The 26,424-nt window shown below is 63.1% G+C and carries 26 protein-coding genes, 2 tRNA genes and 2 pseudogenes; 17 read left to right on the top strand and 13 right to left on the bottom strand.

From position 1 onward, the window contains the following. Positions 1 to 4 precede the first annotated feature (4 nt). The gene (locus B7D75_RS12265; RefSeq protein WP_034080484.1) at positions 5 to 448 is read left to right on the top strand and encodes a hypothetical protein; all 444 of its coding nucleotides are present in this window, start codon (positions 5 to 7) and stop codon (positions 446 to 448) included. After that, on the top strand, positions 445 to 954 hold the full coding sequence (locus tag B7D75_RS29745; protein ID WP_234600001.1) for a dATP/dGTP pyrophosphohydrolase domain-containing protein: 510 nt from the start codon (positions 445 to 447) through the stop codon (positions 952 to 954). Before B7D75_RS12265 ends, B7D75_RS29745 begins: the two co-directional genes overlap by 4 nt. A gap of 447 nt (positions 955 to 1,401) precedes the next feature. Here B7D75_RS29745 and B7D75_RS29350 read toward each other — a convergent pair whose 3' ends face one another. Continuing rightward, positions 1,402 to 2,100 (bottom strand): hypothetical protein, encoded by a 699-nt coding sequence (locus B7D75_RS29350; protein WP_124082929.1) that lies wholly within the window; start codon positions 2,098 to 2,100, stop codon positions 1,402 to 1,404. Positions 2,101 to 2,309: 209 nt separating this feature from the next. Here B7D75_RS29350 and B7D75_RS29925 point away from each other — a divergent pair, with 209 nt between their 5' ends. The 7 genes and pseudogenes from B7D75_RS29925 to B7D75_RS29735 all read left to right on the top strand — a co-directional run bounded on the left by B7D75_RS29925 (position 2,310) and on the right by B7D75_RS29735 (position 4,666). Beyond that, positions 2,310 to 2,441 (top strand): hypothetical protein, encoded by a 132-nt coding sequence (locus B7D75_RS29925; RefSeq protein WP_256157648.1) that lies wholly within the window; start codon positions 2,310 to 2,312, stop codon positions 2,439 to 2,441. Positions 2,442 to 2,532: 91 nt separating this feature from the next. Next, the gene (locus tag B7D75_RS12250; RefSeq protein ID WP_105446841.1) at positions 2,533 to 2,856 is read left to right on the top strand and encodes a hypothetical protein; all 324 of its coding nucleotides are present in this window, start codon (positions 2,533 to 2,535) and stop codon (positions 2,854 to 2,856) included. Then, on the top strand, positions 2,849 to 2,971 hold the full coding sequence (locus B7D75_RS29920; protein WP_255286382.1) for a hypothetical protein: 123 nt from the start codon (positions 2,849 to 2,851) through the stop codon (positions 2,969 to 2,971). The genes B7D75_RS12250 and B7D75_RS29920 overlap by 8 nt, the downstream gene beginning before the upstream one ends. Continuing rightward, positions 2,947 to 3,138 (top strand): annotated as a pseudogene (locus B7D75_RS30140) (hypothetical protein); the annotation flags it as partial. The gene B7D75_RS29920 and the pseudogene B7D75_RS30140, both read left to right, overlap by 25 nt. Positions 3,139 to 3,159: 21 nt before the next feature. Continuing rightward, the gene (locus tag B7D75_RS29740; protein ID WP_234420755.1) at positions 3,160 to 3,351 is read left to right on the top strand and encodes a hypothetical protein; all 192 of its coding nucleotides are present in this window, start codon (positions 3,160 to 3,162) and stop codon (positions 3,349 to 3,351) included. Positions 3,352 to 3,424: 73 nt separating this feature from the next. Further along, complete coding sequence (locus B7D75_RS12240; RefSeq protein ID WP_053813805.1) at positions 3,425 to 3,637, top strand: DUF4224 domain-containing protein; 213 nt, start codon at positions 3,425 to 3,427, stop codon at positions 3,635 to 3,637. Next, positions 3,638 to 4,666, top strand: a pseudogene (locus tag B7D75_RS29735) (tyrosine-type recombinase/integrase). 85 nt (positions 4,667 to 4,751) lie between these two features. Here the strand turns inward: B7D75_RS29735 and B7D75_RS12225 are convergent. Continuing rightward, a tRNA-Leu gene (locus B7D75_RS12225) sits at positions 4,752 to 4,838 on the bottom strand. Between the two features lie 112 nt (positions 4,839 to 4,950). Then, positions 4,951 to 6,369: an ATP-binding protein gene (locus B7D75_RS12220; RefSeq protein WP_107114049.1), complete on the bottom strand. Its 1,419-nt coding sequence runs from the start codon at positions 6,367 to 6,369 to the stop codon at positions 4,951 to 4,953. A 33-nt stretch (positions 6,370 to 6,402) separates the two neighbouring features. On the opposite strand from B7D75_RS12220, the gene B7D75_RS12215 reads away from it, so the two are divergent. After that, positions 6,403 to 7,746 carry an HD domain-containing phosphohydrolase gene (locus B7D75_RS12215; protein WP_034080490.1) on the top strand — a complete coding sequence of 448 codons (1,344 nt, stop codon included), beginning with the start codon at positions 6,403 to 6,405 and terminating at the stop codon, positions 7,744 to 7,746. Positions 7,747 to 7,752: 6 nt separating this feature from the next. On the opposite strand, the gene B7D75_RS12210 is transcribed toward B7D75_RS12215, so the two are convergent. Both B7D75_RS12210 and B7D75_RS12205 read right to left on the bottom strand, forming a co-directional pair. Next, positions 7,753 to 9,360, bottom strand: a complete 1,608-nt coding sequence (locus tag B7D75_RS12210; protein ID WP_034080491.1) for a methyl-accepting chemotaxis protein — start codon at positions 9,358 to 9,360, stop codon at positions 7,753 to 7,755. A gap of 114 nt (positions 9,361 to 9,474) precedes the next feature. Then, positions 9,475 to 10,623: an alkane 1-monooxygenase gene (locus B7D75_RS12205; protein ID WP_053817110.1), complete on the bottom strand. Its 1,149-nt coding sequence runs from the start codon at positions 10,621 to 10,623 to the stop codon at positions 9,475 to 9,477. A 348-nt stretch (positions 10,624 to 10,971) separates the two neighbouring features. Between B7D75_RS12205 and B7D75_RS12200 the strand changes: the two genes are divergently transcribed. Continuing rightward, positions 10,972 to 11,574 (top strand): nitroreductase family protein, encoded by a 603-nt coding sequence (locus tag B7D75_RS12200; RefSeq protein WP_003149489.1) that lies wholly within the window; start codon positions 10,972 to 10,974, stop codon positions 11,572 to 11,574. Between the two features lie 49 nt (positions 11,575 to 11,623). Here the strand turns inward: B7D75_RS12200 and B7D75_RS12195 are convergent, their stop codons facing one another. Beyond that, positions 11,624 to 12,523 carry a DMT family transporter gene (locus B7D75_RS12195; RefSeq protein ID WP_107114048.1) on the bottom strand — a complete coding sequence of 300 codons (900 nt, stop codon included), beginning with the start codon at positions 12,521 to 12,523 and terminating at the stop codon, positions 11,624 to 11,626. A gap of 133 nt (positions 12,524 to 12,656) precedes the next feature. On the opposite strand from B7D75_RS12195, the gene B7D75_RS12190 reads away from it, so the two are divergent. Beyond that, the gene (locus tag B7D75_RS12190; protein ID WP_034080494.1) at positions 12,657 to 13,094 is read left to right on the top strand and encodes an Lrp/AsnC family transcriptional regulator; all 438 of its coding nucleotides are present in this window, start codon (positions 12,657 to 12,659) and stop codon (positions 13,092 to 13,094) included. A 14-nt stretch (positions 13,095 to 13,108) separates the two neighbouring features. Beyond that, positions 13,109 to 13,669 carry a GNAT family N-acetyltransferase gene (locus tag B7D75_RS12185; RefSeq protein ID WP_003149483.1) on the top strand — a complete coding sequence of 187 codons (561 nt, stop codon included), beginning with the start codon at positions 13,109 to 13,111 and terminating at the stop codon, positions 13,667 to 13,669. Positions 13,670 to 13,700: 31 nt separating this feature from the next. Here the strand turns inward: B7D75_RS12185 and kynA are convergent, their stop codons facing one another. The 4 genes from kynA to B7D75_RS12165 form a co-directional block, all read right to left on the bottom strand. After that, a complete protein-coding gene (gene kynA / locus B7D75_RS12180) occupies positions 13,701 to 14,567 on the bottom strand; it encodes a tryptophan 2,3-dioxygenase (RefSeq protein WP_012075492.1) in 867 nt (288 codons plus the stop codon). A 320-nt stretch (positions 14,568 to 14,887) separates the two neighbouring features. Further along, the gene (locus tag B7D75_RS12175) at positions 14,888 to 15,478 is read right to left on the bottom strand and encodes an NAD(P)H-dependent oxidoreductase (protein ID WP_107114047.1); all 591 of its coding nucleotides are present in this window, start codon (positions 15,476 to 15,478) and stop codon (positions 14,888 to 14,890) included. Between the two features lie 296 nt (positions 15,479 to 15,774). Further along, entirely contained in the window at positions 15,775 to 16,779 is a 1,005-nt protein-coding gene (locus B7D75_RS12170) for a fimbrial protein (protein ID WP_053813800.1), read from the bottom strand. A gap of 286 nt (positions 16,780 to 17,065) precedes the next feature. Then, entirely contained in the window at positions 17,066 to 18,094 is a 1,029-nt protein-coding gene (locus B7D75_RS12165) for a MerR family transcriptional regulator (RefSeq protein WP_053813799.1), read from the bottom strand. Positions 18,095 to 18,397: 303 nt separating this feature from the next. Here B7D75_RS12165 and B7D75_RS12160 point away from each other — a divergent pair, with 303 nt between their 5' ends. Next, a complete protein-coding gene (locus tag B7D75_RS12160) occupies positions 18,398 to 19,438 on the top strand; it encodes a hypothetical protein (RefSeq protein ID WP_107114046.1) in 1,041 nt (346 codons plus the stop codon). Between the two features lie 126 nt (positions 19,439 to 19,564). Here B7D75_RS12160 and B7D75_RS12155 read toward each other — a convergent pair whose 3' ends face one another. From B7D75_RS12155 to B7D75_RS12145, 3 genes are all read right to left on the bottom strand, one after another. Next, a complete protein-coding gene (locus tag B7D75_RS12155) occupies positions 19,565 to 20,191 on the bottom strand; it encodes an EF-hand domain-containing protein (protein WP_107114045.1) in 627 nt (208 codons plus the stop codon). Between the two features lie 112 nt (positions 20,192 to 20,303). After that, positions 20,304 to 20,377, bottom strand: a tRNA-Cys gene (locus B7D75_RS12150). Positions 20,378 to 20,591: 214 nt separating this feature from the next. Further along, complete coding sequence (locus tag B7D75_RS12145; protein WP_034082452.1) at positions 20,592 to 21,209, bottom strand: TetR/AcrR family transcriptional regulator; 618 nt, start codon at positions 21,207 to 21,209, stop codon at positions 20,592 to 20,594. Between the two features lie 359 nt (positions 21,210 to 21,568). Here B7D75_RS12145 and B7D75_RS12140 point away from each other — a divergent pair, with 359 nt between their 5' ends. From B7D75_RS12140 to B7D75_RS12130, 3 genes are all read left to right on the top strand, one after another. Continuing rightward, a complete protein-coding gene (locus tag B7D75_RS12140; RefSeq protein WP_034082455.1) occupies positions 21,569 to 22,900 on the top strand; it encodes a glycoside hydrolase family 1 protein in 1,332 nt (443 codons plus the stop codon). A gap of 156 nt (positions 22,901 to 23,056) precedes the next feature. After that, positions 23,057 to 25,006, top strand: coding sequence for a DUF1302 domain-containing protein (locus tag B7D75_RS12135; protein WP_053813798.1), 1,950 nt, complete (start codon positions 23,057 to 23,059; stop codon positions 25,004 to 25,006). Between the two features lie 53 nt (positions 25,007 to 25,059). After that, the gene (locus B7D75_RS12130) at positions 25,060 to 26,421 is read left to right on the top strand and encodes a DUF1329 domain-containing protein (RefSeq protein WP_053817104.1); all 1,362 of its coding nucleotides are present in this window, start codon (positions 25,060 to 25,062) and stop codon (positions 26,419 to 26,421) included. The last annotated feature ends 3 nt before the right edge of the window (positions 26,422 to 26,424 follow it).

The following is a 26,424-nucleotide window of genomic DNA, read 5'->3' as shown; positions in this document are numbered from 1 at the left end:
ATTCATGAACACCGAACAGTTCATTCGCAACGCGGCCGCGCGCGGGCTTTCCCGCCGCGCCACCCGGCTGGCCCTGGGCATCGGCCCCTGGAAGTTCCGGGAGTTGCTGACCCTGATGCCAGAGATCACCTGGCCGGCACGCGGATGCTCAGCAGACCACCAGCGCGCGAACGAGCAGAAGCGAGGGCGCTGCACACCGGCGCAGGCCGCAGCACTGGAGCGCGCACACGAACGCTGGAGCGAGAGCCGACGCTTCACGGTCGACGGCGTGACCGGGACCATCGCCGAGTTGGTGGAGCACTTCCAGAGCCCGGCCCACGCAACGACCGTCCGCCGCCGCGTCGCCGCCGGCATGAGCCTGCGCGACGCACTCCTCACCCCGCGCCAGCAGCCCAAGCCCGGGCGCCGGCATCCCTGGAACCGCTCACAGCAGCAGGTGCAGCCATGACGACGAACCAGAACCACCCCGACGATCACCTTGCCATTGAAGCGCTCCACAGCCGCTATCTCAATGTCCTGACCGGACGCACCAGCGATCACCTCCTGATGTTCCAAGATGAGGCCTACGCGCTTGGCCGCGCCCGCAGGCGACTGGACGTGTTCCGTCTTGACCTGCACCTGGAGCGCCAGCGCAGGCTCAGCGAACGCACGTTCGGACCTGGGTCGCGCGCCGCTGGCGTCATCGACCACATCCGCAAGGAGCTGCGCGAGCTCGAGGAAGCCCCGGGTGACTTAGCCGAGTGGATCGACGTTGTGGTCCTGGCCCTTGACGGGGCTTGGCGCACCGGCGCCACTCCCGCGCAGATCATCGACGCCCTGCTGGCCAAGCAGGCCATATCCGACCGTGATTGCAGAGTCACCTGCCTGGGGAATCGTTACGGTGTTTGGACGAGAACCAGCCGGAAGCTCATGCCTGGCCGTAAAGTCGGAATTAATTTGTTCAGCAGCCAATGATTCCATTGACTGCTGGATTAGAGCAACCTTTGCTTCTTTGTCTTCATCAATCCTATCTTGTATAAATGTATTTATTTGAGAATTGAGCTTTGCCGTCAAATCAGACATGGTTATCAAATTACTGCCACCAGTCTCAGGAACCGTTCTTATGCTAATTTCGTGCCCTCTGAAATAGTGATCAGACACGACCATGGGCCGCCCAATAGTCGTATTTATAGAGTCAATTAGCGACTGAGCTATCCCTGTACGAGCAGCCACACTCCAGTTAGTCAGCCAGGTATCATTTATATAATAAGGAATTTGATTAGCATATATAGTAATAGGCGATTCATCAAGTGAGGCACCTACCTTCCCCACACTTCCATACGGAGAAAGCAAATCAGATATAGTCTTCTCCAGCTCTTTTAAATCTTCATCATCCATAACGCAACCCTCTGCTTAGAAAACTTACGAACACTCACTCTGCAACTTAGCATGTTCATCACGTAATGCTTCATACGTTACTCTTTCATCCTGCGGGAGGTATTCAGGCTTTATAGAATCAAAGAACCCCACATCATCCTGCATTTTACGACACGCTTTCTTGTCTCCCCGCTGCAAATTCAAGGCGGATATTTTATTTATCAGCCCCATACGCGGAAGAGAGTCCATGAACTGCGAGCACTTCTCATAAAGTTCCTTCGAGAGCAAATACCCTTTGTCTTTATCCCCCGAACTTAAAGCGCCCTCAATCATGGACAGTCTCTTTCTGTAAGAACTAAATGCACACAAACTGTATGCAAGTTTGTAACTTCCATAGAAACCAGCCCTAGATCCACAGTAGTCTCTACACCCGAGACTCTCCCGACCTCTAGACAACTCGATTTTGCCAGCAGTATTTTTTACATCAATATCACATCGATCTGCATATGTCGGCCCTTCCACTATAATCCTAGAACCATCAACCCTTCCCCCTAGAGAGCAAGAGTGCCCATTACTACCTAGCGTCCTAATTCTAAATATCTTTTCTCCATGATTATCAAGAAAAACATTGAAGACCCCTCCATCACCGACCCGCAAATACATCCCACTCTTTATCTCTGAGTCGGCAACAGCTAATGCAGAATAAGAAATAAACATAACCAATAAATGCTTTGAGATTTTCATACACCCCCCTTTTTATTTAACTTATTAAAAAATCAATAGCCTCGACCATACCTAAAGTTCGGTTTGATGTTTTTTAGAGCCTGTCACTTCAGATAGCAGCACGTTGCCCCCGCCCAGCCCCGCGCGATCCAACGGATCGGACCGTGCAAGCGCTCCCGCTCCCGCTCCCGCTGCCGGCCGCCGGCGCCGGAGCAACCGGAGACACCACCATGTCCTCTACCCAACACCAACTGTTCGAGCAGTGCGCCACCCGCCTGCGCGGCATCGTCGAAGCCCTGGACAACATCCATGACAGCACCCCGCACCGCTGCTCGACGGACCTCGACGACGTTCACTCCTAAGCCGAGAGCCTGCTGGCCATGATCAATGACCAGGACCTGGCGCGGGATGACGGGCTGCCATTGGGCTGGCCGGAGAAAATGGAAAAAGACAATGGCTGAAGAACCGAAACCCTACCCGTACTGCGGAGGAGAAGCCGGTTTCGTCGAGTTGGAAGACGGCGGAATAGTTGCGGTGTGCGCATCCAAAGGATGCGTCGCGAGCGGTGTTGCACGCTACGCATGTGGAGACGAGCCGAGACCGCTTATTGCCGAGACCTGGAACACCAGAGCCGTCCCCGCAGGCCATGTGGTGGTCAGCGAGGGGCTTTTGCAGCGACTTGTCGATTTCGCAGCGGCACACCCGAGCGGGAAAGACCTGGCGGCTGAGGTCGGCGCCCTGCTGAGCGAGCAGGAGGGAGGCTCCGACCATGTATAGAGCGCTGACCGCCCTCGGCATCATCACCGCCCTCGGCCTGGCCGTGGTAGGGCTGGTGGAGATATTCCCGATCCTCCGCACGCTGGCGGCATGGCAGAAGGGGTGCTTCGGATAAAGCAGAAACCAGGCCGCCCTTCCCCGCTGACTCCTGCGGACCACAACGATGCAGATGCACAGCGTCGACGTGGTACTGGTCATGGCCTGGTGCTCCAGCACCACGGCACGGCCGACGCTGTTCGCCGCGCCGCCGGTCAGCTTCGCGACAGAGTGTGTGCCGAGCACCGGCCCAAGATGACCGCGCTCATGCGCATGCAAGACGACGCGGCGGCGCTGCAAGTGGCGCTCAACATCGTCCAACGCGCCACCGACGCCCTGGGCATCCTGCCGGGAAAGCCATTTCCGGCCAGACCTTCGCCCAGCGAAGGCCCACCGGATCAGGGGCACATGCCCGCCAAGGCCGGTCCCGTCACCGGTGAGCCGGTGCATCCTACCTGAAATCATCCATGCCGCGGCCCAACGGAAAGGGCTGCGGAAGCGTCCGGCTATAGGCCGGGAGAGGCACTAACTCATGGAAAACATCACATTCTTGACCCACGAGGAGGTGTGCGAACTGACTGGGGCGCGCACCAAGGCCAGGCAGATAGAGGTCCTGAAAAAGAATGGCATTCGCCACACTGTGAAGGCCAACGGCTGGCCGTGCGTCATCACCGCCAACCTGCTGGCACCGGCCACGGCTGCGAAACCCGAGAAGACGGGCTGGACTCCAAGGAAAGCAGGATAAATGGGAAGACGGCCGACCAAGCCGGGGAGCATTCCCCGGCTCCGCAAAAGACGCCGCGGAAACAAGATCTATTACTACTACGACCTCGGCGGCAAGCCACGCAAGGAACTATCCCTCGGAATGGACTACGGCCTGGCGATCACTGAATACGCCCGCCTGGAGAGGGCGCGCACAGCCGATGCAAAAGGTAGCGGAGACGCTCACGTTTCGCTATGTGGCTCAACGCTATTTCATCGACGTCGTGCCAACGAAAAGCCCTACAACGCAGAAGGACAACGCCCGCGAGCTCAAGCAACTGCTGGCGTTCTTCGATGACCCACCTGCAGCCATCGGGGATATCGAGCCGAAGCACATCAAGCAGTACCTGATCTTCCGGCGGTCGGCGCCGGTTCGCGCAAATCGGGAAATCTCGCTTTTCTCGGCCATCTGGAACTACGCGCGCGAGATGGGCTACACCAAACTGGCCACCCGTGCTCAGGCGTGAAACGGAACAGAGAGCGCGGGCGTGATGTGTATGTCGAGGATGACCTCTATGCAGCGGTCTATGAAGCGGCAGATCAGGGACTGAAGGATGCCATGGACCTTTCTTACCTGACGGCCCAGCGCGTGGCCGACACCCTGAAGATGGATGAGCGCGATATCCGCGACAGCACTCTGGCAATTCGCCAAGGCAAGACGTTGGCGAAGCGTCGTATCGAGGTGATCGGGGAACTGAAGCTGCTGATCGACAGGATTATGGCCTGGAAGACTGGATACCGCGTCCGCTCGACGCGCCTGGTCGTCATCGATGACGGCCAGCCGATGACCTATCACATGCTCAGAGGTCGTTTCGACAGGGCCAGGGATGCAGCCGGGATCCCAAAATCTGCTTTCCAGTTCAGGGATCTGCGGGCCAAGGGAGGGACCGATACCGCCGAATCAAGTGGCGACATTCTGCAGGCCCGGGACCAGTTGGGTCACACGACGGTAACGATGACCGAGCACTACATCCGCGACCGAAAAGGCAAGAAAGTGAAGCCGACGAAGTAGAAAATTGCGGAAGTGATCGGGAATTGCGGAAAGAAAATATGGAGGGATTTTCTTACTGGAATCGGCGGAACGCCAGGAAACACGATGGTGCCCGGAGCCGGGGTCGAACCGGCACGGGGTTGCCCCCGAGGGATTTTAAGTCCCTTGCGTCTACCGATTTCGCCATCCGGGCAGGATCTCGCTTCAAGTGAGCTGGCTGTGGGAGCCAAACCGGCATCCCAACCGAGACCCACCCCAAACGGTAGATAAATCATTGTCTTACGTTACCTGACCGGGCGCAACAGTTAATTTCCGTGGGTTCCGCCGGTGTGCCCGGGCGCTTCCAGGGGCAGGACGATGCGGAAGGCGCTACCGATGCCCGGCTGGCTGCGCACCTCGATGGTGCCAGCGTGCTTCTGGACGATGCCATAGGATAGCGAGAGGCCCAGGCCGGTGCCCTTGCCAACCGGCTTGGTGGTGAAGAAGGGGTCGAAGATACGTGGAAGGACATCGGCGGCGATGCCCTGCCCCGAGTCCTCCACCTCGATCCAGGCGTTTTCCTTGTCACATCCGGTGCGAATCACGATGCGCCCCCGCTCCGGCCCCATCGCCTGGGCGGCGTTCATCACCAGGTTCATCACCACCTGGTTGATCTGCGACGGCAAGCACCGCACTTCGGGCAGCTCCCCGTATTCGCGGATCACGTCCGCCCGGTATTTCAGTTCGCTGGCGACGATATTGAGGGTCGACTCGATTCCCTGGTGCAGGTTCGCCCATTGCCAGTCGTCCTCGCTGTCGACCCGCGAGAAGTTCTTCAGGTCCTGGACGATCTTGCGCACCCGTCCTATCCCCTCGCGGGACTCGCGCAGCAGCACGGCGACGTCCTCCTTGACGAACGCCAGCTCGACACGCTCGCCAAGTTGCTCCAGGCGATCCGCCAGTGCCTGGTCGCGAATCGCCGGGCGGGCCTCTTCGTAGGCCTGGAGGACCTCCAGCAAGCGCCTGACATGGTCCTCCAGGGTGGTGTAGTTGGAGGAGATATAGCTGATGGGATTGTTGATCTCATGGGCGACGCCGGCGGCCAGATGGCCGATCGAGGCCAGCTTTTCGGTCTGGACCAGCTGGCTCTCCAGTTCCTGGCGTTCGCCGATCTCCTTCCGCAGCGCGTCCCTGGCCCGCCCAATCTCGTCGGTGATCCGCTGGATATCCCGTTCCATCCGGCTCACCTGCGACTGCAGGTAGGCCGCCAGGCTCCACTTGGCGCAGAGGTTGCCGGCCATCTGGCGCACTTCCGCGCCTTGCGCCGGCGAGCCGAGCAGCAGCAGGCGCTCCTCCGCCGCCAGCGCGGCCAGCAGAGGGAATTCGGCGGGGTGGGAACAGATCACCAGTTGCAGGCGCGGATCGAGCTGCCAGAGCAGCCCGGGCAGCGAGCAGCGGCCGGACACCAGCGACATGCCCAGGAAAGCCACCGCATAAGGCTGGTCGACGTCCAGCGCCGCGCGTATCCGGGCCGGCGCGTCCTCGCCGCTGGCCACGGCATCCACCTCGTAGTCGCCGGCGAGCGCCGCGCACAAGCGGTCGCGTTCCACCTGGAGCTCCTCGACCACCAGCAGACGCCGGTTCCTGATGGGTAACGCCTCCATGATCCGCTCCTCCGGCCGCCCGCACGGCTCTCCTGCGTGCCGTCGCCCGGACCGGAGTAGGACTATGCTTGCCTGAAACATTCAGGCATGACCTTATCCGGTGGACAGACACTCATGAACGATAGCGCACCTCCTTCCAGCGAGACGGAGATCCGCTTCAGCGTCCTGCTGGTCGACGACGAACCGTTGATCCTCAGCAGCCTGCGGCGCCTGCTGCGCAACCAGCCCTACGACCTGCTGCTGGCGGAAAGCGGCGAGCAGGCCCTGCAACTGCTCGACAGTCGTCCCGTCGACCTGGTGGTCTCCGATGCGCGGATGCCGAACATGGACGGCGCCGCCCTGCTGGCGGAAGTCCACCGCCGCTTCCCGGAGACCATTCGGATCCTGCTCACCGGCCATGCCGACCTGCCGACCATCGCCAAGGCGATCAACGAGGGACGCATCCACCATTACCTCAGCAAGCCGTGGAACGACGACGAATTGCTCCTGACCCTGCGCCAGGCGCTCGAGTATCTCCACTCCGAACGCGAGCGGCGGCGCCTGGAGCGGCTCACCCAGGAACAGAACGATCGCCTGCAGCAACTCAACGCCACGCTGGAGAAACGCGTGCAGGCGCGCACCGCCGAGCTGCAGCAGACCGCCGACATGCTCGACCTGGCCTACGAGGAGCTCAAGCGCAGCTATGTGGTCGGTACCGAGGTCTTTTCCCTGCTGGTCAACCAGCGCCTGCCCAAGGACAAGCAGACCAACCAGCAGATCATCGAGCTGGTCCGCGCCTGCTGCGCCACCGGGATCGTCGACGAATCGGACGCACGCGACCTGGCGATGGCCGCCGCGCTGTACAACATCGGCAAGCTGAGCTGGAACGACACCCTGCTCAGCGCGCCCTCGGACCTGCTCTACCATCACGACCGCGACCGTTTCCGCGGCTATCCGGAACTCAGCGAATCGCTGCTGATGTCGCTGGAACCCATGCAGGACGCCGCCCGCCTGATCCGCCACCACCAGGAGCACTGGGACGGCAGCGGCTATCCGGACCATCTGAAGGGCGAGGCGATTCCGCTCGGCTCGCGCCTGCTCAAGCTGGCGGTGGACTTCGTCGAACTGCAGCGTGGGCTGATCCTCGAGCGGCGGATGAACCGCGACGAAGCGTTGATGTACATCCGCAAGTACGCTGGCCGGCTGTACGATCCGGACCTGATCGAACCGTTCATCCAGGTCTGCGCGAGCATCCTCGCCGACGTCACCCTGGCCGACCCTCAGGTCAGTGCCCACGGCACCCGCGACCTGGTGCCGGGCATGGTGCTGGCGCGCAACCTGAACGCCAACAACGGAATGCTCCTGCTCAACGCGGGCAAGGTTCTCAACCTGGCGCTGATCGAGAAGCTGATCGCCTTCGAAGCGATCGAAGGCGCGCGCTACACACTGTTCGTGCGCCTGCCCGAGTCGACCGGTTGATCGCGTTCAGATCCTGAAACGCTCGACCGAGGAGCGCATGGTTGCCGCCACCTCGTTGAGGCGCCGGGCGGTGGCCGCCATCTCGTGCATCGCCTGGGTGTTCTGCTGCGAACGCTGGGCGATGAGCTCCACGCGCTGGGCGATTTCGTCGCTGGCGCGCGACTGCTCGCGGATGGTCTGGGAAATCTCGTCCACCACCGAGGCGGCATGACGAGTTCCCTCGAGGATCTCGTTGATCGACAGCCCGGCCTGGCGGGCGAACGATACCCCTTCGTTGACCCGGCTGACACCGGCCTGCATGCTGCTGATCGCTTGCCCGGTGCTGGCGCGGATGCGCTCGATCATCGCGGTGATCTCCTGGGTCGACTGGGTGGTGCGCGCCGCCAGGCCACGTACTTCGTCGGCGACCACGGCGAAACCGCGCCCGGCCTCTCCGGCCCGGGCCGCCTCGATGGCGGCGTTCAGGGCCAGGAGGTTGGTCTGCTCGGCGATCCCCTTGATCACCTGGATGATCGAATGGATCTCGTCCGACGACTCGCCGAGGGCGGTGATGCTGCTAGAGGACTGGTTGACCACCTCGGCGATGCGGCTCATCCCCTCCACCACATTGAGGATCACCTGGCCGCCACTGCTGGCCAGCTCCTCCGACTTGGCCGAGATCACCCGGGCATTGTCGGCATGGTCGGAGATCTGCGAGATATTGCTGATCATCTGCTCCATGCTCGTCGCCATGCTGGTGGCGCTGTCGGCCTGCTGGCTGGCGCCCTGGACGATAGACTGCGAGGTCTGGCCGATGGCCTGGGAAGTGCCGTGGAGCTCCTCGCTTTCCTCACGGATGATGGTGATCATCTGCCGCAGGTTTTCCTGCATCTCGCCCAGCGCCCGCTGCAACTGCCCGGCTTCGTCGTCGCTGTCGACGCCGATCGGCTCCTGCAGGTTGCCCTGGGCGATCACCCTGGCCGAGGAAAGCAACTTGCGCAGCGGCTTCAGGACGGCGCGCAGCAATTGGCGACAGAGCTGGCCGAGGACCAGGCAGGCGACCAGAATCCCGCCCCCCAGCATCCAGGCCGAATAACGCATGCTGTCCTCGCGCTCGCGGTGGGTCTGCTCGACATGCGCCTCGATCAGGCTGCTGAGCGCTTCGTTGCGCCCTTCGAGTTCCTTGAAGGCCTCGCCGAACGACGGCAGGTCGGCGCGCGCCGCCAGCGGATCGCGCAAGGCCTTTTCGACGATGCCCTCGGCGGAACCGATGTAGGCCTGCAGGTCCGGCTGCAGTTCCACCAGCGCCTGGTGGGTGGCATCGTCGAGCGGCAGGTCGAGGTTCTGCTGGACGACCTTGCGGAACCACCGGCTGTGCTCCTGCAGGTCCTGCCGGACCTGGTCGCCGGCGGCGCTGTCGCCGGGCTGCACGACGAACGCCGCGAGCACGTCGGCGCGCAGCGCATCGTGCATCATGTCGCCTTCCATGTGATTGCGCATGGCGTTGACGCTCAGTTCGTTCTCCGACAACGCCTTGCTCAAGCGGATCTGCCCCCAGAAGCCGACGCCACCAAGGAAGATGGCCGCCATGATGCTGATGGCGCCCGCTGCGATGATTCTCTGCCGAATGTTCATCCCAGGCTCCTTTCCCTGCCGAGATACAGCCAAGGATAGACAACCCGGCGCGACGCGGGACTGCCCGAACGAAGAGCTATCCGGACGGGACCGGCAGGACTCGCCGGGGCCGGCTCAGGAAGCGGCCGGAGTGTCGCTCTGCTCGGCCGATAGCTGGTACTCCTCGCCCGCATAGTAGGCCTTGACCTTGGGATCCATGACCGCGCGCCACAGCGGCGGGATCAGCGCCAGCACCACCATCCCGGCGTAGCCGCTGGGCATCTGCGGGCTGTCGTCGTAGTGGCGCAGGACCTGGTAGGGACGCTTGGCATAGGCGTGGTGGTCGGAATGCCGCTGCAGGTGGAACAGGACCAGGTTGGTGAAGACGAAATTGCTGTTCCAGGAATGCGTATGGTTGGTCCGCTCGTAGCGCCCGTCCTCTCCCTTGCGCCGATGCAGGCCGTAGTGCTCGACATAGTTGATGATTTCCAGCAGGGTCACCGCGACGAACGCCTGGCCGAGGAAGAACAGCACGCCCAGCCAACCGAACGCCCAGCCGAAGCCGACCAGCAGCGCCAGGCTGAGCAGGTACCAGCCGATCAGTTCGTTCTGCCAGCCGAGCACCGGCAGGCCCTTGCGCTTCAGGCGCTCGGCCTCCAGGCGCCAGGCGTTGAGGAAGTTGTACTTGTAGGCATGCGGCAGAAACTGGTAGACCGATTGGCCGAAGCGCGCCGAGGAGGCATCCTCGGGAGTGGAAACGTGCACATGGTGGCCGCGCACATGCTCGACCTTGAACCCCGCGTAGCAGACCGCGGCCAGCAGGATGCCACCGGCAGCCTGCTCCAGCGCCGAGTCCTTGTGGATCAGCTCGTGGGCGACGACGATGCCGACCGCGCCCATCACCGTACCCATCGACAGGATCCAGCCCAGGCGGCCGAGCCAGCCCCAGCCCTGGTAGTCGACGAACACCCCGGCGGCCCAGACCAGCGTACCGATGAGCACCGGCACCGTGGTCAGGGTCAGCAGCACGTAGTACCCCTGGCCGAGCAATTGCGGCGTCTGGGTTTCCTCGTCGGGATTGGCCGGATCGCGGCCGAACAGCATGTCCAGCACCGGACCGACGCCGAATACCGCGAACACCAGAGCAAATGCCCAGAACGCCGGATGCTCGCTGTCCCGGGCCATCCAGTAGTTGAACGGCATCGACAGCGCCAGTAGCAGCCAGAGCCAATAGGCATATTTCTTGATAGCGAGCATGGTGGTGGGGGAAAGCCTTTCGAACATGGTTTGCTCCATAAATTGTCCGACAATCCTACAATCACTACCCTCCCCGAGCCCGCCTCCCGGGTCACCATCACTTAAGGTTGGCCGCCCTTCTTACCCACCGAGAGACTGACCTGGATCAAAAGTCCCGCTCGCACACCTCCTTATGCCCATCGACTTTCTCGATATTCCACTTTCATGCGCCGCCCCCCATGAGCCTGCCGACGCTCCAGCACTGGCCGGCAGCCGGGCTTTCCGCAGGCTGCCGGCATTCATCGCACCAGCCGATAGGAATCACCGGTTATTTCCCATTGATCTCATCGAAGCCGCCGCTAATATCCAATCCAATTTCCAAACAAGGAGCCTCACATGTCTGACGCATTCCTCGCCTCCATCAAGAACCGCCGCACCATCTACGCCCTGGGCAAGCAACTGCCCGTCGCCCAGGAGAAAGTCGTCGAGCTGGTCAAGGAAGCCGTGGCGCACAGCCCCTCCGCGTTCAACTCGCAGAGTTCGCGAGTGGTCGTGCTGTTCGGTGCCGAGCACGAGCAGTTCTGGAACATTGCCAAGGACGAACTGAGGAAGATCGTTCCGGCCGACGCCTTCGCCGCCACCGAAACCAAGCTCGACTCCTTCGCCGCCGGCGCCGGCACCGTGCTGTTCTTCGAAGACCAGTCGGTGGTTCGTCAGCTCCAGGAGCAGTTCGCCCTGTACGCCGACAACTTCCCGGTGTGGTCGGAACAGGCCAGCGGCATGGCCCAGTTCGCGGTCTGGACCGCGCTCGCCGAGCACAAGGTCGGCGCCAGCCTGCAGCACTACAACCCGCTGGTCGACGCCCAGACCCACAAGACCTGGAACCTGCCGGAAAGCTGGAAACTGCGCGCGCAGATGCCCTTCGGCTCGATCGCCGCCGCGGCGGGCGAAAAAGCCTTCATCGCCGAAAGCGAACGTTTCAAGGTCTTCGGCAACTGATCGGCTGACCTCACCATGCAAAAAGCCCCGCGCCCGCCGCGGGGCTTTTTCATTCCCGGCGCATCGCCGGCCGCGTCAGGCGCACCCCCCAGCCCTGCTGCATGCCCGCCGCGGCGAGCAGGATGGCGACCACGCCGAGCCACTGCGCCAGGCCCAGGCGATGTTCGAAGACCACCCAGTCCACCAGGATCGCGGCGACCGGATAGATGAAGGACAGCGCACCGGTCAGCGCCGTCGGCAGCTTCTGGATGGCGCCGTAGAGCAGCACGTACATCAGTCCGGTATGCACGATGCCCAGCGTCGCCAGGCTGGCCCAGGGCACTGCGCCGCGGGGCGGATCGGCCAGATCGGCCAGCGGCGCGAGGATCAGCGCGCCGGCGCCCACCTGGATCAGCGCGATCAGGTGCGGCGGCGTGTCTCGCAGGCGTTTCACGATCAGCGCGGCGAAGGCATACAGCAGCGCGGCGGCCAGCGCCAGGAGAATACCGAGCAGGTAGTCGCCGCGCGCGCCGCCGCTGTCATCGTGGGCACTGGCGATCGCCAGCATGCCGGTGAAAGACAACCCCAGCCAGCCCAGCGTGCGCGCCGTGATCCTCTCGCCGAGGAACACCGCGCCAAGGGCGACCAGCATGAACGGCTGGACGTTGTAGACCGCGGTACCGATGGCGATCGAGGCCCGCGAATAGGAAGCGAACAGCAGAACCCAGTTGCCGACGATGAACACTCCGCTGAGCAGCGCCAGCAGGAATGCCTTGCGCCCCAGGCTCCCGCGGCGCAGGAAGCCGAGCGCGGCGCAGGCCGCCAGCAAGGCGGCGAAGCCGAACACGCAGCGCCAGAACACCACGTCGAGCACCGGCTCACCGGATAGCAGTACCAGCCATCCGATGGTGCCGCAGATCAGCATGGCCGAAGTCATTTCCAGCGTACCGCGACGGATCGGATCGTTCATGAGCGCTCTCCCGCAAGACAGGCCTATGATTATCCGAGGCCACTCGCCGCCTCTCCAGCGCATGGAAAAGGCAAAAGTGAGTCGCGAGCTTTTTTATCGAGGTTATCCTGGCGAAAAACCTTTCGAGACGAAAATGATCGACGATATCGACCAACGCCTGATCAACGCCCTCATGGGCGATTCCCGGCTGTCCCTCAAGGCTCTCGCCCAGATCGTTGGGCTGTCCGCCCCGAGCGTCGCCGAACGCCTGCGCAAGCTGGAGGAACGAGGCGTGATCCGCGGCTATACCCTGGACGTCGACCCCCGCTGCTTCGGCTACCAGTTCCAGGCGATCGTGCGCATCCGCCCCCTGCCCGGCAAGCTGCACGAAGTCGAACGGCAGATCCAGGAGATCGCCGAATTCACCGAATGCGACAAGGTCACCGGCGACGACTGTTTCATCGCCCGCCTCCAGGTCCGTTCGATGGAGCAGCTCGACACGCTGCTGGACCGGGTCAACGGCTACGCGGAAACCAATACCGCCATCGTCAAGAAGTCTCCGGTGAAGCGCCGGCTACCCCCGATGACCTGAGCGAGGCACTCCGCATGCCCATACCCGGCTCAGGTTGCGCCTCGGAACTGCAACTCGTCCCGTTCCAGCCGGAACACTTTCCCACGCTGCGGCGCTGGTTCGCCACGGAAAAGGAATTGGTGCAATGGGCCGGGCCTGCCCTGCAGCATCCGCTGACCTTCGGGCAGTTGCAGGGCGACCTCGCGGAAAGCCGCCGACAACCGCCGCTGCGCCTGCTCTGGAGCGCCTGCCGGGATGGCGAGGTCATCGGCCATTGCCAATTGCTGTTCGACCGCCGCAACGGCGTCGCCCGCCTGGCTCGCATAGCCCTGGCGCCAACCGCGCGCGGCCAGGGCCTGGGGCTGCGGATGCTGGATGCACTCCTCGCCGAGGCCTTCGCCGATACCGACATCGAACGCGTGGAATTGAACGTGTACGACTGGAACTCCGCCGCCCGTCATCTCTATCGACGCGCGGGATTCCGCGAGGAAGGCCTGCGCCGTTCCGCCACCCGGGTCGGCCGGGAACGCTGGAACGTCGTTCTCATGGGGCTCTTGCGGCAGGAGTGGGAAGCGGGAAGCGCCGGCAACGACTGAGGCGCAGCAGCACGCTGCGCCTATCCCGGCACTACAGGCTGGAACGCAGCCGCCACAGCTCGGGGAACAGAATGGTATCGAGCATGCTGCGCAGATAGCCCACCCCGTCGGTGCCGCCGGTACCGGGCTTGAAACCGATGATGCGCTCCACCGTGGTCACGTGGCGGAAGCGCCACTGGCGGAACGAGTCCTCGAGATCGATCAGCTTTTCCGCCAGCTGGTACAGGTCCCAGTAGCGCTCCGGCGCCTGGTAGACCTGCCGCCACGCCTCCTCCACCGACGCCTCGTAGCGGGTGCCGGCGGCCGCCTCCCGGGCGAGCCGCTCCTGGCTCACCGGCAGCCCCTGGGCGGCCATCAGGCGGAGCGCCTCGTCGTACAGCGACGGCGTGTGCAGGGCCTGCTCCAGGGCTGCCAGCAGCTCCGGTCGATGGGCATGAGGCTTGAGCAGGGTGGCGTTCTTGTTGCCGAGGATGAATTCGATCTCGCGGTACTGGTAGGACTGGAAGCCGGACGACTGGCCCAGGTAGGGACGGATGGTGTTGTACTCCGTCGGTGTCATGGTCGCCAGCACCGCCCAGGCATGCACCAGTTGGTCGAAGATCCGCGAGACCCTGGCCAGCATCTTCAGCGCCGGCCCCAGCTTGCCGCTCCTGACGTGCTCGCGGGCGGCTCGCAGCTCATGCAGCATCAGCTTCATCCAGAGTTCCGAGGTCTGGTGCTGGATGATGAACAGCATCTCGTTGTGGTCGGGCGACAGCGGGAACTGGGCATCAAGGACCTTGTCCAGCCTCAGGTAGTCGCCGTAGCTCATGGCATGGGTGAAGTCCAGCGCGGCGTTATGCCACTCAGCCTCTCCGTCCGTTTCTCCCTGGGCCTGGGAGTGAGGGCAAGGACACATGTGAATCTCCTGAATTCGGCGGCAGGCGTTCGCGGCACCGGGAGCCGGGACCGATCCTGCCAGCGGCATTGTCGGGGTGGCTTCGAATCGCTCGAAGCGGGCTCATTTTACGATGCGCCCAATCGAATATTCGTGCAAACCGGCCGGATCGGGCGGTTCTTCATGAAAGCAAATTCGACGGATCGGGGGAAAATTCGAATTTAAGACCAGCCCCGACGCGCCGGGTAAACGCCCGGAACCGGATCGCTTGCCGGCATCGTTCGACACCACACCCTGTCCGCCCTCATCTCCGACGACAAGCCACGGGAGCCGCCCCGACTTCAAGCGGCGTTGCCGAATACCCTGTCCAGATGCGCTTCATAGGCGGCCACCGTCGCCGGCACATCCGGACGCTTCATCACGTCCACCGCCAGAAAGGTCGGCAAGCCGGACATCCCGAGGAACTGGTTGGCCTTGTGAAAGGGGAAGTACACCGCATCGACGCCCTTTCCTTCGAAGAAATCATCCGGTTCGTCGAATGCCTGCTGCGGGGCGTTCCAGGTCAGCGAGAGCATGTAGCGCTTGCCCCTGACCAGCCCACCACTGCCGTATTTCTGGGAATGGTCGGAACGCGTACGACCATCGTTGGCATAGAGACTACCGTGTCCTGCCGTGAACACTTCGTCGATATAGCGTTTCACTGTCCACGGCGCGCCCATCCACCAGCCGGGCATCTGGTAGATCACCACGTCCGCGCGGAGGAACTTGCCCAGTTCTTCCTGGATGTCGTAGCCGCCATCGATGAAGGTCTCGCAGACGTCGAAACCGCGACGATCCAGGTGGACCAGGGCAACCTCGTGCAGGGTCTGGTTGAGGCGGCCGTCGGAATGGGCGAAGCGTTTGCCGCCATTGAGCAGGAGAATGTTTTTCATGGGGATCCGCAGTGGAGGGACCGGCGGTGTGGGCGCCGGACCGGTGTAGGACGAGAGCGGAGGAGATTAGATAATCGAAAAGCAACGGAAAAGCACGTCGGCGACAAAACAGATTTGACCTCGCTTCATGAATGCTTCGTCGGATCGCGCCTTTCCTGAACCGCCGTCATGGGAGCCATGCTGCGCCCCGGCAAAGAGCCCTTGAGGTCGTTGTTTCGATGACAGCGGAAGCCGAGACGTGCCTCGCGGAAAGCCCCCTAGGCACGGGCACTCCCTCGATCACCCTGCGCGGAGGCTCACTGGTAGCTGAAAGTGAAGGTAGCCGTACCGTTCGCGGTCCCTGCCGTCACTTTCTGCCCGGTCTTCTTGTAGCCCGCTTTCAGGGGGATGGATACTTCGACATTCCCATATTCCCCGACTTTCCACTGGTTGACGTTATTTGCCACGGTGGAGTCCGGCCCGAACTTTATCGCCGTATTGTCATCACGCCTGATCTGAATGCCTACTCCAGTTGCAGTGGAACCGGAGGAGAGCGACAGTACGTCGGATGTGTTGGTTGGATTCACGGCGTCCGTGAAGGTGACGAACATTTTCGTTCTCGTCCCTGTCTCGCCACCCGCGCACAGCAGCTTCAGTTCGAAGGAGCGGAACGAGGACTGAGCCTCGAGAATCACCTCGCTCATATCGAGCTGACCGAAGTTGACAGGAATCGTCGGGGTCTGCAATTTGCAAGTGGGTACCCGTGGCCTGATCGGTATCGACCCGTTCACCATTATTCTCCGGGCAATCAAGTTCTCATTGAGCGCCACCGTATACCCAAGTTCTCCGGTAATTTGCCCAGCGGCAGTAATGTTCCCGGTCTTGACCAGCTCAATCGTGAAGTTCGTAGCCGCATTCAGGTTATAGGTCAGGCTGGTTGGCTCATCATGGTACTGCGGCCACCATGCGTCAGGATTGATACCGCCCCGGATACGAAAACCGACTCCCGCCACCGGCGTTGGATAGGTATCGTACTTTCCCGGCCCCGCAGCGGTGGTTCCCACATAAATCACAATGCCAACCGGAGTGGTACAGGATATCTTCCCGCCCGTCCCCGTCGAGGTGCCGGCGGACGAGAAGATAACCGTCCCCTCGGCAATATTGGGGTCGAACTCCGCAGGAGTGAACTTCGGCAAGGTCACGATAAGAGAGGGAACAGTGACGCCGTCGGTTCTTATCACCTTGCAAGTGGCGAAAACCGGGCAGGACAAGAGAGAGAGCAGCAGGATGCAGAAGCTCGTTCGAAGCGAGAACATACTCATGTACTTACAGGAAGGGAATTAGTTAGAGAATGGTTAGCGAAATCCTACTTAAGATCTCTCCCCACATATGTAGGAAAACTCTTAGAGAAAAATGTGAAGCATCCTAAAACCTGATGGATGAGTCTGATTGAGCCCCTTACCCCTGACATCCAATCTCCCGGACGAGCGAGCCACATCGTCCGGGTAACGAACAGCCTTGGTTGATGAAATACGGACATGAGCCCCTTCAGCGCGACATACGGACCGGCCGGGAGACATCGCGTCCCCGGCTCCTCCCGCGGCAGGATCAGGCGTGTCCGGGCAACGTCGCGATGGCCTGGCGCAGGTATTCCAGCAGTTCGTCGGTCACCCACGAACCCAGGCGCAACTCCGGTTCGCAGGCGAGCGCCGCGCGAATCTTCTGCTGGGTTCGCGGATCGTCGCCGGCAAAGGAGCGGAACAGCTCCAGCCAGTGCCGGGCAAGGTCCCGGACCTCGTCGCTGGCGGGGTCCACACCGGCTTCCAGCTTCTCGCGCAGCGCCGCCACCAGCGGCGGCCACTCGTGCATGCGCCTGGGATAGCGCTCGCAAAGGAAAGCGAACTCCTCCGCATCCAGCCAACGCCGGTAGATGGCCAGCCGGGCCTGGTTGAACGCCGCCAGCACATAGTCGCGGATTTCCGCCGTGATGCCGGTCCGCTCGCGCAGCCCAGGCTCGGCAGCGTGCATGGCGTCGAGCTTGGCGAGCAGACGCGGATCGCCAGCGGTATCCTCCTCCAGCATGCTCATCCAGCGGCGCGACAGCGCCTGCGCTTCTTCCGAGGTGGCAGCAAGCCCACATGCCATCGCCTGGCGCACCTCGTCCACCAGCGCGCGCCACTCGGCCTGCCGCGCCGCATCGGCCTGATGGAAACGCAACTGCTGCAGTTCCTGCCGGGTGAAATAACGGTCGTACATATTCATCAGTTCCATAGTCGTCAGCCAATCGGCCAGTTCCGGCTCCTCTCCCCTCGCCAGTTGCGCACCCAGTTGCAACAGGCGATCACGCAGTTGCGTGCGGTGGGCGATCTCCTGCTCCAGGATCCTGACCTGCCGTTCGATCACCGAGCCCAGCGACAGCGCTGGACGGGCAAGCAACTCGCCGATCTCGCCCAGCGACAAGCCGAACCGTCGCAAGGCCTGGATACGGTGCAGACGGGCGACATCCTCCCTGCCGTAGAGGCGGTAGCCGGCATCCGTACGCGCGACCGGGACCAGCAGGCCGATATCGTGATAGTGGTGCAGCGTCCGGACGGTCAAACCAGTGCGCCTGGCCAGCTCACCCACTTTCAGCAACATCGTCGCGACTCCCGTTTTCGTGCGTGGCGGTATCTTCGATCCTCACGTCGCGTGAGGGTCAACAGGAAGAAGGCAACCAGAAGAAAGACGCGGCCGAATCACGTCTTTCGGCGGACTCACGCAACCGGCGCTGCGAGGGAGCCGCCATCGGGCGGCTGCGCTGATGTCGAGCAAGACGGGCCATGCAGTTCCCGCTGGCAGGATCGAAAGCCGGTGCAGGCTCCCATTTGGCAGCTAAGCGAGTAAACTGCAACCCTTCCCGCCTTCACATCCGGCATTGACTCATAGAGATAAGGATATCTTATGAAAACGCTCGCCCAGCGTCTGACCCCCTTCGCGTTCCTGGCTTCCGCAGGCTTCCTGGCGGCCTGTGCGCCTCTCGGCGGAACCGGACTCGGCAGCCCCCAGCGGAACCCCACCAACCAGCTCCTGGACATGCTCGACGAGGCTACCCGCGAGGGCATGTCCGTGGTGCTGGTGCCGGCACTCATGCCCAACAAGAGCGTCACCGACCTTTCCAGCTACTCGCACCGGGTCATCTTCAAGAACAAGGACGTGCCCGGGATCGCCTACATGCAGGCCTTCGCCAACAATGACCTGGAGAAGATCAAGGACGCCGTCTACCTGTGGGATTTCCTCGAGGTCAACATCGTCCCGCCGGGGACCTACCTGCTGTCTGGCGGGATCGACTACAAGATCGACAGCACCCTGGCCCAGGTCGAGGCTCCCAAGGGGCAACCGAAAGCCAGCCCACAGGGCCTGGTGAACCTGTCCGCCGTGCTGTATCGCACCTTCGTCAAGGAGAGTTACTGGCGCGATGCGGCCTATGCCGACAATACCTACACGCAGAACGTCTGCAACGCCGTGCACGTCGCCTCCGGCCAGTGCGTAGGCTGGAGCGCGCAGCAATACAGCCAGCGGGAAAAAGTCTCGGACGGCGGCTGGACCGAAGGCACGAAGATCAAGGATGTCCCGTCCATCAAACTGCAGGCGCAGATACCCGACGCCCACGCCCCACTGTCCTTCACCATACAGCCCGGGCAGATCCTGCTCAGCGATCGCTTCCACCTGAAGACCCCGGCGGTGAGCTACGACAGGAAAAGTTGCAGGGCGGTAGACACGCAGAATATCCAGTGTGCCCTGAAGGACATCCAGGTCTACATGAGACCGGCACCGATGGAACTGACGAAAAAATTCATCGCTCGCGAGCAGCCGACGCTGACCGAGACAGGCCGCCAGGTGCTCGCCCGCATCCAACCGATGAAGACCCGGATCCTTGGCGAGGAAGGCATGCAGGACCTGACCTGGGGTCTTCCGGTCTCCCTGAAGCGGACAGGCAGGTAAGCGAGCCGCCCCGAACTACCGCGCCGAACAGCGTCGCCCCGATCGGCCAGGCGCGGACGCCCCACGGCACGCCACCGGCGGAAACGAAAAGCCCGGCACAAGGCCGGGCTTGGGGCGGCAGTTCCATCAGCGAGCGGCGGGCTCACCACGAAAACGCTGCAACTCTTCGCGGGTCACCCGGCGGTCGCCATCCGCATCGGCCAGCATCAGCAGGGTGACGGCCGAATCCGAATATTCCTGCCCGGTGACCTTGCCATCGCGGTTGCCATCCCAAAGCTCGACAGTGCTCTTCGACACCGCGGCCAGTGTCACCGGCGGAATGACCATCCCCGGCCCGGCCTCGGCAACCATGTTCGCCGCGATTTCATCCGCGTCGACGATGCCATTGCCGTCACGATCAAGACGGCGAAAAGCTTCCGGAGCGGCGGCGCGCGCCTCCTCGAGCGAAAGCGCGCCGTCCTTGTCGGTATCCTGCGAGCGGAAGATATCGTCGATCCCTGCGGCGATTGCCTGGCTCGCCATGCTCCCGAGCAGCAGGCCGGCGCATAGCATTCGTGTAAGCAAGCGCATATGGAAACTCTCCCTGTAGTGGATGCGGTCGGGGCATCCTAACTGCCGCGGCCTGCTGCCGCTACGCGGGAACAGGAAAATTCGGCGTGTTGCGCAAGGAAACTGCGCGCAAAGGTAAAAAGCACCGAACGGATCGAACCCTTGCAAGCGGATCGAGCGGCCCGGGCGCATGCCGGCGATCATCCAGCCGGCTTGCCGTCACGCAGATAACGGGGGCGCTGCGAAGCCTTGGGGTTTCGCCCGGGCAAGGAAAGAAAAAAGCCCCGTAACTCATTGAGCTACGGGGCTTTTCTATTGGAGGCTGAGGTCGGAATCGAACCGGCGTTCACGGATTTGCAATCCGGTGCATAACCACTCTGCTACTCAGCCTTTGAACGAAGCGCCACGCGATCGGCGTGGCGCTGAAATTCTCTTTCCTGGGTAAATTTGACCTTATAACTCTTTGATTTCAAAAGAGTTTTAAGTCACTTACCGCTGGAATGGACGCAATTATGGACGGATTCGCCGACCTTGGCAAGCGCTGCGCGAAAAAAACTTTGCATATCAGTCCATTGCGTTCCATGTAGCCCGTCCGGACAGGCACTCAGTCTCGGAAGATGAATTTCACCACCGCGTCGGCGTGCGCCTCGATCGCTTCGTTCGCCAGTACATCGCGCTCGTGGGAGAACTGCAGTTCGGCGGTGACCAGGTAGGGCATCTGGGCGATCGCCACCACCATGTACAGGAGCATGACCGGGTCCATCCCGGTTAGCCCGGCAGGCAGGCTGGCGCCCTCGATCAGCTTCAGGGTCCGGGCATGATTGGGGCGGATGTAGTTCTCGGACACCCATTGCAGCCGGTCCGACGCCACGATGGACTCCTGCACCATCAGGCGCGCGTGTTCCGGGTGCCGGGCGCAGTAGTGGACGTAGTCCTTGATGTAGCGCTTGAGCGCCGCCACCGGATCCGCCTCGCTCGCCAGGTCCGGAGCCGGAATCTCCTCGGCCAGGCGCTCGAACAGATAGGCCGCGCTGTCCCGCCAGAGCTCCTCCTTGCTGCCGAAGTGATAGCGGATCATCGCGTGGTTGACCCCTACCCGCTCGGCGATGTCGCGCAGGCTCACCGCGGCGAACCCCCGCGTCGAGAAGAGATCCAGCGCCGTCTGCAGAATGTCCGTCCGGGTCTGCTCGCTGCGTTCCTGCTTGGCTACTCGTCGATTCATAGGCCCGCTTCTACCTGCCCCATCTGATTGGATGGTCCGGAGTCTGGCGTAGGTCCCCTCCCATTGACAATACCATTTCAGCCAGGTATCTATCCGATCGGATAATTTAATGACTCCCTCCGATCTCATCCTCTTCCGCCGGCCTCGGCATCGGACGGGCAATAACAACAACAGGCTCGGAAAGGCAGGAACCAGATGTCCGACGCTCTTCCCTCCGCGCACTCCGTTCGCCACAGCAGAGAGCGCCACCTCCCTCGCCCAGCATCGTGGCGCGACGCGCCCTCTCCGTCTCGTCTCCCCGCCCGGCGCCTAGCGGCGTCGAACCGTCACGCCACACAACCAGAAAAAAGGAGCTTGCCATGACGCCATCCCCCGCCCCCTTCAATCCCGGTTTCATCTGGGGGGTAGCCGCCTCGGCCGCCCAGACCGAGAGCCGCAACGGGCGCGGCCGCAGCAACTGGGACCTGTTCTGCGACGAGCGCGGCGGCGTTCTGGACGGCTCGACCAATGCGCTCTGCACGGGTTTCGAAGAGCGCTACCCGCAAGACCTCGCCCTGCTTGCCGACGCCGGCGTCCAGGCTTTCCGCTTTTCCATCGCCTGGCCCCGGGTGCAGCCGAACGGTCCTGGACCGGCCAGCGCCGCGGGGCTGGAGGTCTACGAACGGATGGTCGATGCGATGCTCGAATGCGGCCTGACCCCCTGGCCGACCCTGTTCCACTGGGACGTGCCGACCTGGGCCGGCGACTTCCGTGATCGCGACATCTGCCAGCGCTTCGCCGACTACGCCGAGGTCGTCGCCGGCAGGCTGGGCGATCGCATCGACCAGTGGATCGTCCTCAACGAACCGAACAGCGTCGCGCTACGCGGCTATGCCGCACAGGTCCATGCCCCGGCACTCGACTCCGCGAGCGCCGCGTTCGCCGCCATCCATCACCAGAACCTGGCCCAGGGCCTGGCGTTCCAGGCGCTGCGGGCAAGCCTGCCGGGACGGCCGCGCATCGGTACCACGGTGAACCTGCAGCCGGTGCGCGCCGAGCATGGGCAGCGCTACGACACCCAGGTCCACCTGGTGGACGCACTGTGGAACCGCGCCTTCGTCGATCCCCTCTACGGCAAGGGCTATCCGGCGCCCGTCGACCAGCTGGTGGCACCGCTGGTGCGCGAAGGCGACATGCAACTGATCGCGGTGAAACCGGACTTCCTCGGCCTCAACTACTACAGCCGCATCTACGTTCGCCCGGACAGCGGCGGCTCCCTCGGCGTCGCCCAGGGCGAAGCGCCAGCGCAGTTGCCGCGCACCGACTATTTCCATGTCGAGCCCGATGGCCTTACCGAAATGCTCCTCAGGCTGCACCGCGACTACGACGCCCCCGAGCTGTACATCACCGAGACCGGTTTCGCCCTGCCGGACCCCGCGCCTCGCGACGGCGTGGTGGAGGATCACCAGCGGATCGGATACCTGGCCAGCTACCTGAAAGCGGCCCAGGCCGCCCAGGCGGAAGGAGCTCGGTTGAAAGGCCTGTTCTACTGGTCGGCGACCGACAACTGGGAGTGGGCCCAGGGCTTCGCCAAGCGCTTCGGGCTCATCCATGTCGATCGCAACGACCTGTCGCGGACCCCGAAACGCAGCCTGCATTACTTCGCCGAGTGCATTCGCGCCAACGCCGCCCTCGACGCACCGAAGCACTGAAATACCGCCGCCGGGCAGCACCGTCTCGCGGTGCGGCCCGACGCGCCTGTGACGGCGCTCCGTCACCGGGCGACGAAGCGACGACGCTACACGCCGGATCGACAACAACAGGGCCACAGGCCCAATAACAATGATCAGACCAAGGGGTGTTTCGCCATGGGTACCTTCTCTCTCAAGCCGCCAGTGCGTACCGCCCTGGCTTTCGCCGGACTGCTGCCGCTGTGCCTGGCGGAACAGGCCCAGGCAGTGGAGTTCAGCTTTCTCGACAACGAAGTCTCCGGATCGCTGGACACCACCATCTCCTACGGCGCGCTGTGGCGCGTCCAGGGCCGCGACAAGAACAACGACGACATCAACGGCAACGACGGCAACCGCAACTTCGATCCCGGCCTGGTCTCCGAGGTCTACAAGATCACCTCCGACCTCGGCGCCTCCTGGCGCAACTATGGCCTGTTCCTGCGTGGCTCGACCTTCTACGACACGCAGATCATGGACAAGCGCAACGACTACTACGACAACGACTCGCCGCGCCTGCCCAGCCAGTCGTATCCCCGCGACGACCATTTCACCGATGCGACGCGGGATGTCGCCGGGCACCGCGCGGAAATTCTAGACGCCTACGTCTATGGCAACTGGGATGTCGCCGGTAGACCACTCACAGCCCGCCTCGGCCGCCAGGTCTTCAACTGGGGCGAAGGCCTGTTCTATCGCGGCGGCGTCAACACCACCAACCCGGTCGACGCCTCGGCCTTCCACCTGCCGGGTTCCGAGGTGAAGGAGGTGCTGATCCCGATCGAGGCGATCAGCTTCAATGCGGGCCTGACCGACAACCTGTCGATGGATGCCTTCTACCAGTGGAACTGGAAGGAAACCCGGATCGACCCGGCAGGCACCTTCTACTCGGGCACCGACCTGTTCGCCGATGGCGGCAACACGGCCTACGCAAGGGTCGCTTCGCTGGCCAACCCCCAGTTCCAGGACCTGTATCGCCAACTGGCGGGCAACCATGTCGCCGGCCTGCAGGGCAATCCCTACCTGGACGGCAACGGCGTGCTCAAGGTCGCCAGCGTCGGCCCGGATATCAACGCGCGCAACGACGGGCAGTTCGGCGTGGCCTTCCGCTACTTCGCGGAATCGCTCAACTCCACCGAGTTCGGCTTCTATTTCGTCAACTATCACGCCAAGGAACCCTCGGTGACCGCCCACCTGGACGACGCCTATGCCGGAGTGAACCTCGACCGGCTGGCCTCGCTCGGGGGCTTCGGTAGCTACGCCGAGCTCGCCGCCGCAGCTCGCGGTGGCAATGCGGCCGCATCCCAGGCATTGCGACTGATCAACGGCGCGACGGTCGCCGATGTGACCAACCAATTGGTTGCCCAGCGCGAGTATCCCGAGGATATCCGCATGTTCGGCGTGAGCTTCAACACCACGCTGGGCAATGCCACGGTATTCGGAGAACTGGCCTACAGGCCGAACCTGCCGATCGGCATCGCCGCAACCGACGATCTGCTCGGCGATCTGATGAGCCAGGCTCCCCGGCTGAATGCCGGCCAGATCGTGAATGTCGGCGGCCAGCCGATCAGCCTGGGAAGCTCCACGGTCCACAACTATGAACGCGTGGAGTCCTTCAACACCTCCATCGGCGCCCTCTACAACTTCGGCCCGGCGCTGTCCTTCGACAGCCTGGCGGGGGTGGCCGAACTGGCTGGTGATCACCTGCGCGGCAGCAGTCTCAAGTACACCGCCTTCGACGGCAGCGTGCGCCACTACGCCAGCGGGGCCAACAAGGGCGCCGGCTTCGGCCGCGACGGCCAGGTCGACCGCAACGCCTACGGCTACACCCTGCAACTGTCGGGTACCTGGAACGACGTGGTGGCCGGCATCAACCTCTCGCCATACCTGGTCTACAAGGAGGACTTCAAGGGCAACTCCTCCTCGGCCGGCAACTTCATCGAAGGCCGCAAGGCCCACACCCTCGGCCTCAGGGCCAGCTACCGCGCCTCTCTCGAGGCGGAACTGCAATACACCGAGTTCTACGGCGCCGGGCAGCGCAACAACATGCGCGACCGCGACAACCTCGGCCTCAACCTCAAGTACTCCTTCTGACCCGGCCCCGCCGTGCCCTGGCGGCCCGGCGGGCCTCTCCATGGAGAGCAACCATGCGCAACCTGTACCCCCTGCTCGGCGCCGTGCTGGCGCTTGCCACCAGCGCCGCCCTGGCCGCGGTCCCCGCCGGGGAAGCGGCGCGGCTGAAGAACGACCTGACGCCCCTGGGCGCGGAGAGAGCCGGCAATGCCGCCGGCACCATCCCGGCCTGGGAGGGCGGCCTGGCCCAGCCACCGGCGGGCTATGTTCCCGGACGCCACCGCCCCGACCCGTTCGCCGCGGACAAGCCGCTGTTCACCATCACCCAGGCCAACCTGGCGCAGTACCAGGCCAACCTGACGCCTGGCGAGATCGCCCTGTTCAAGGCCTACCCGGACAGCTTCCAGATGCCGGTCTATCCCACCCGGCGCACCGGCGCAGCGCCGCAGTGGGTCTACGACAACGTCTTTCGCAACGCCACCAGCGCCAGGCTGGCGGAGGGCGGCAACGGCTTCACCGAGGCGTTCGGCGGGGTGCCCTTTCCGATCCCGGCCAACGGGCTGGAAGCGCTGTGGAACCATATCGCCCGCTATCGCGGCAGCTACTTCGTGCGTAACTCCTCGGAAGCCGCCGTGCAGCGGGACGGTAGCTTCACACCGGTCACCACCCAGTACGACATGCTATTCAAGTACTACCAGCAGGGCGGCAACTTCGCCGGCCTGAACAACACCCTGTTCTACTACCAGACGCTGACCAAGGCGCCAGCGCGCATGGCCGGCGCGGCGAACCTGGTGCGCGAAACCCTCGACCAGGCGAAGGAACCCCGCCAGGCCTGGACCTACAACCCGGGACAGCGCCGCGTCCGCCGCGCCCCGCTGTTCGCCTACGACACCCCCGGCAGCAGCACCGACGGGCTGCGCACCATGGACGATACGGACATGTTCAACGGCGCGCCGGACCGCTTCGACTGGACGCTGGTAGGCAAGCGGGAAATCTACATCCCCTACAACAACTATCGGCTCGGCAGCCCCCAGGTGAAATACAAGGATCTGATCGAGCCCGGACATCTCGATCCGCAATACACCCGCTACGAGCTGCACCGGGTCTGGGTGGTGGAAGGCAGGCTCAAGCCCGGCGCTCGCCATATCTACAGCAAGCGCACCCTGTACCTCGACGAGGACAGCTGGAGCGTGGCGGTGGTGGACCAGTACGACAGCCGGGGCGACCTGTGGCGGGTGTCGATGGCCTACCTGGCGGGCCTCTACGAGCTGCCGGCCACCGGGGCGATACTGGATGTCTTCCATGACCTGCAGTCGCGCCGCTACATGGTGCAGTGGCTGGATAACGAGCAGCCCGGCACCACCGACTACAGCCAGCCGGCCCCGAACGAAGACTACTTCAGCCCGGCGAGCCTGCGGGCGCGTGGCGTTCGCTGAGCA

The sequence above is a fragment of the Pseudomonas paraeruginosa genome (assembly GCF_003025345.2).
Classification (GTDB): Bacteria; Pseudomonadota; Gammaproteobacteria; order Pseudomonadales; family Pseudomonadaceae; genus Pseudomonas; species Pseudomonas paraeruginosa.
This window is presented reverse-complemented; position numbering and strand designations above follow the sequence as displayed.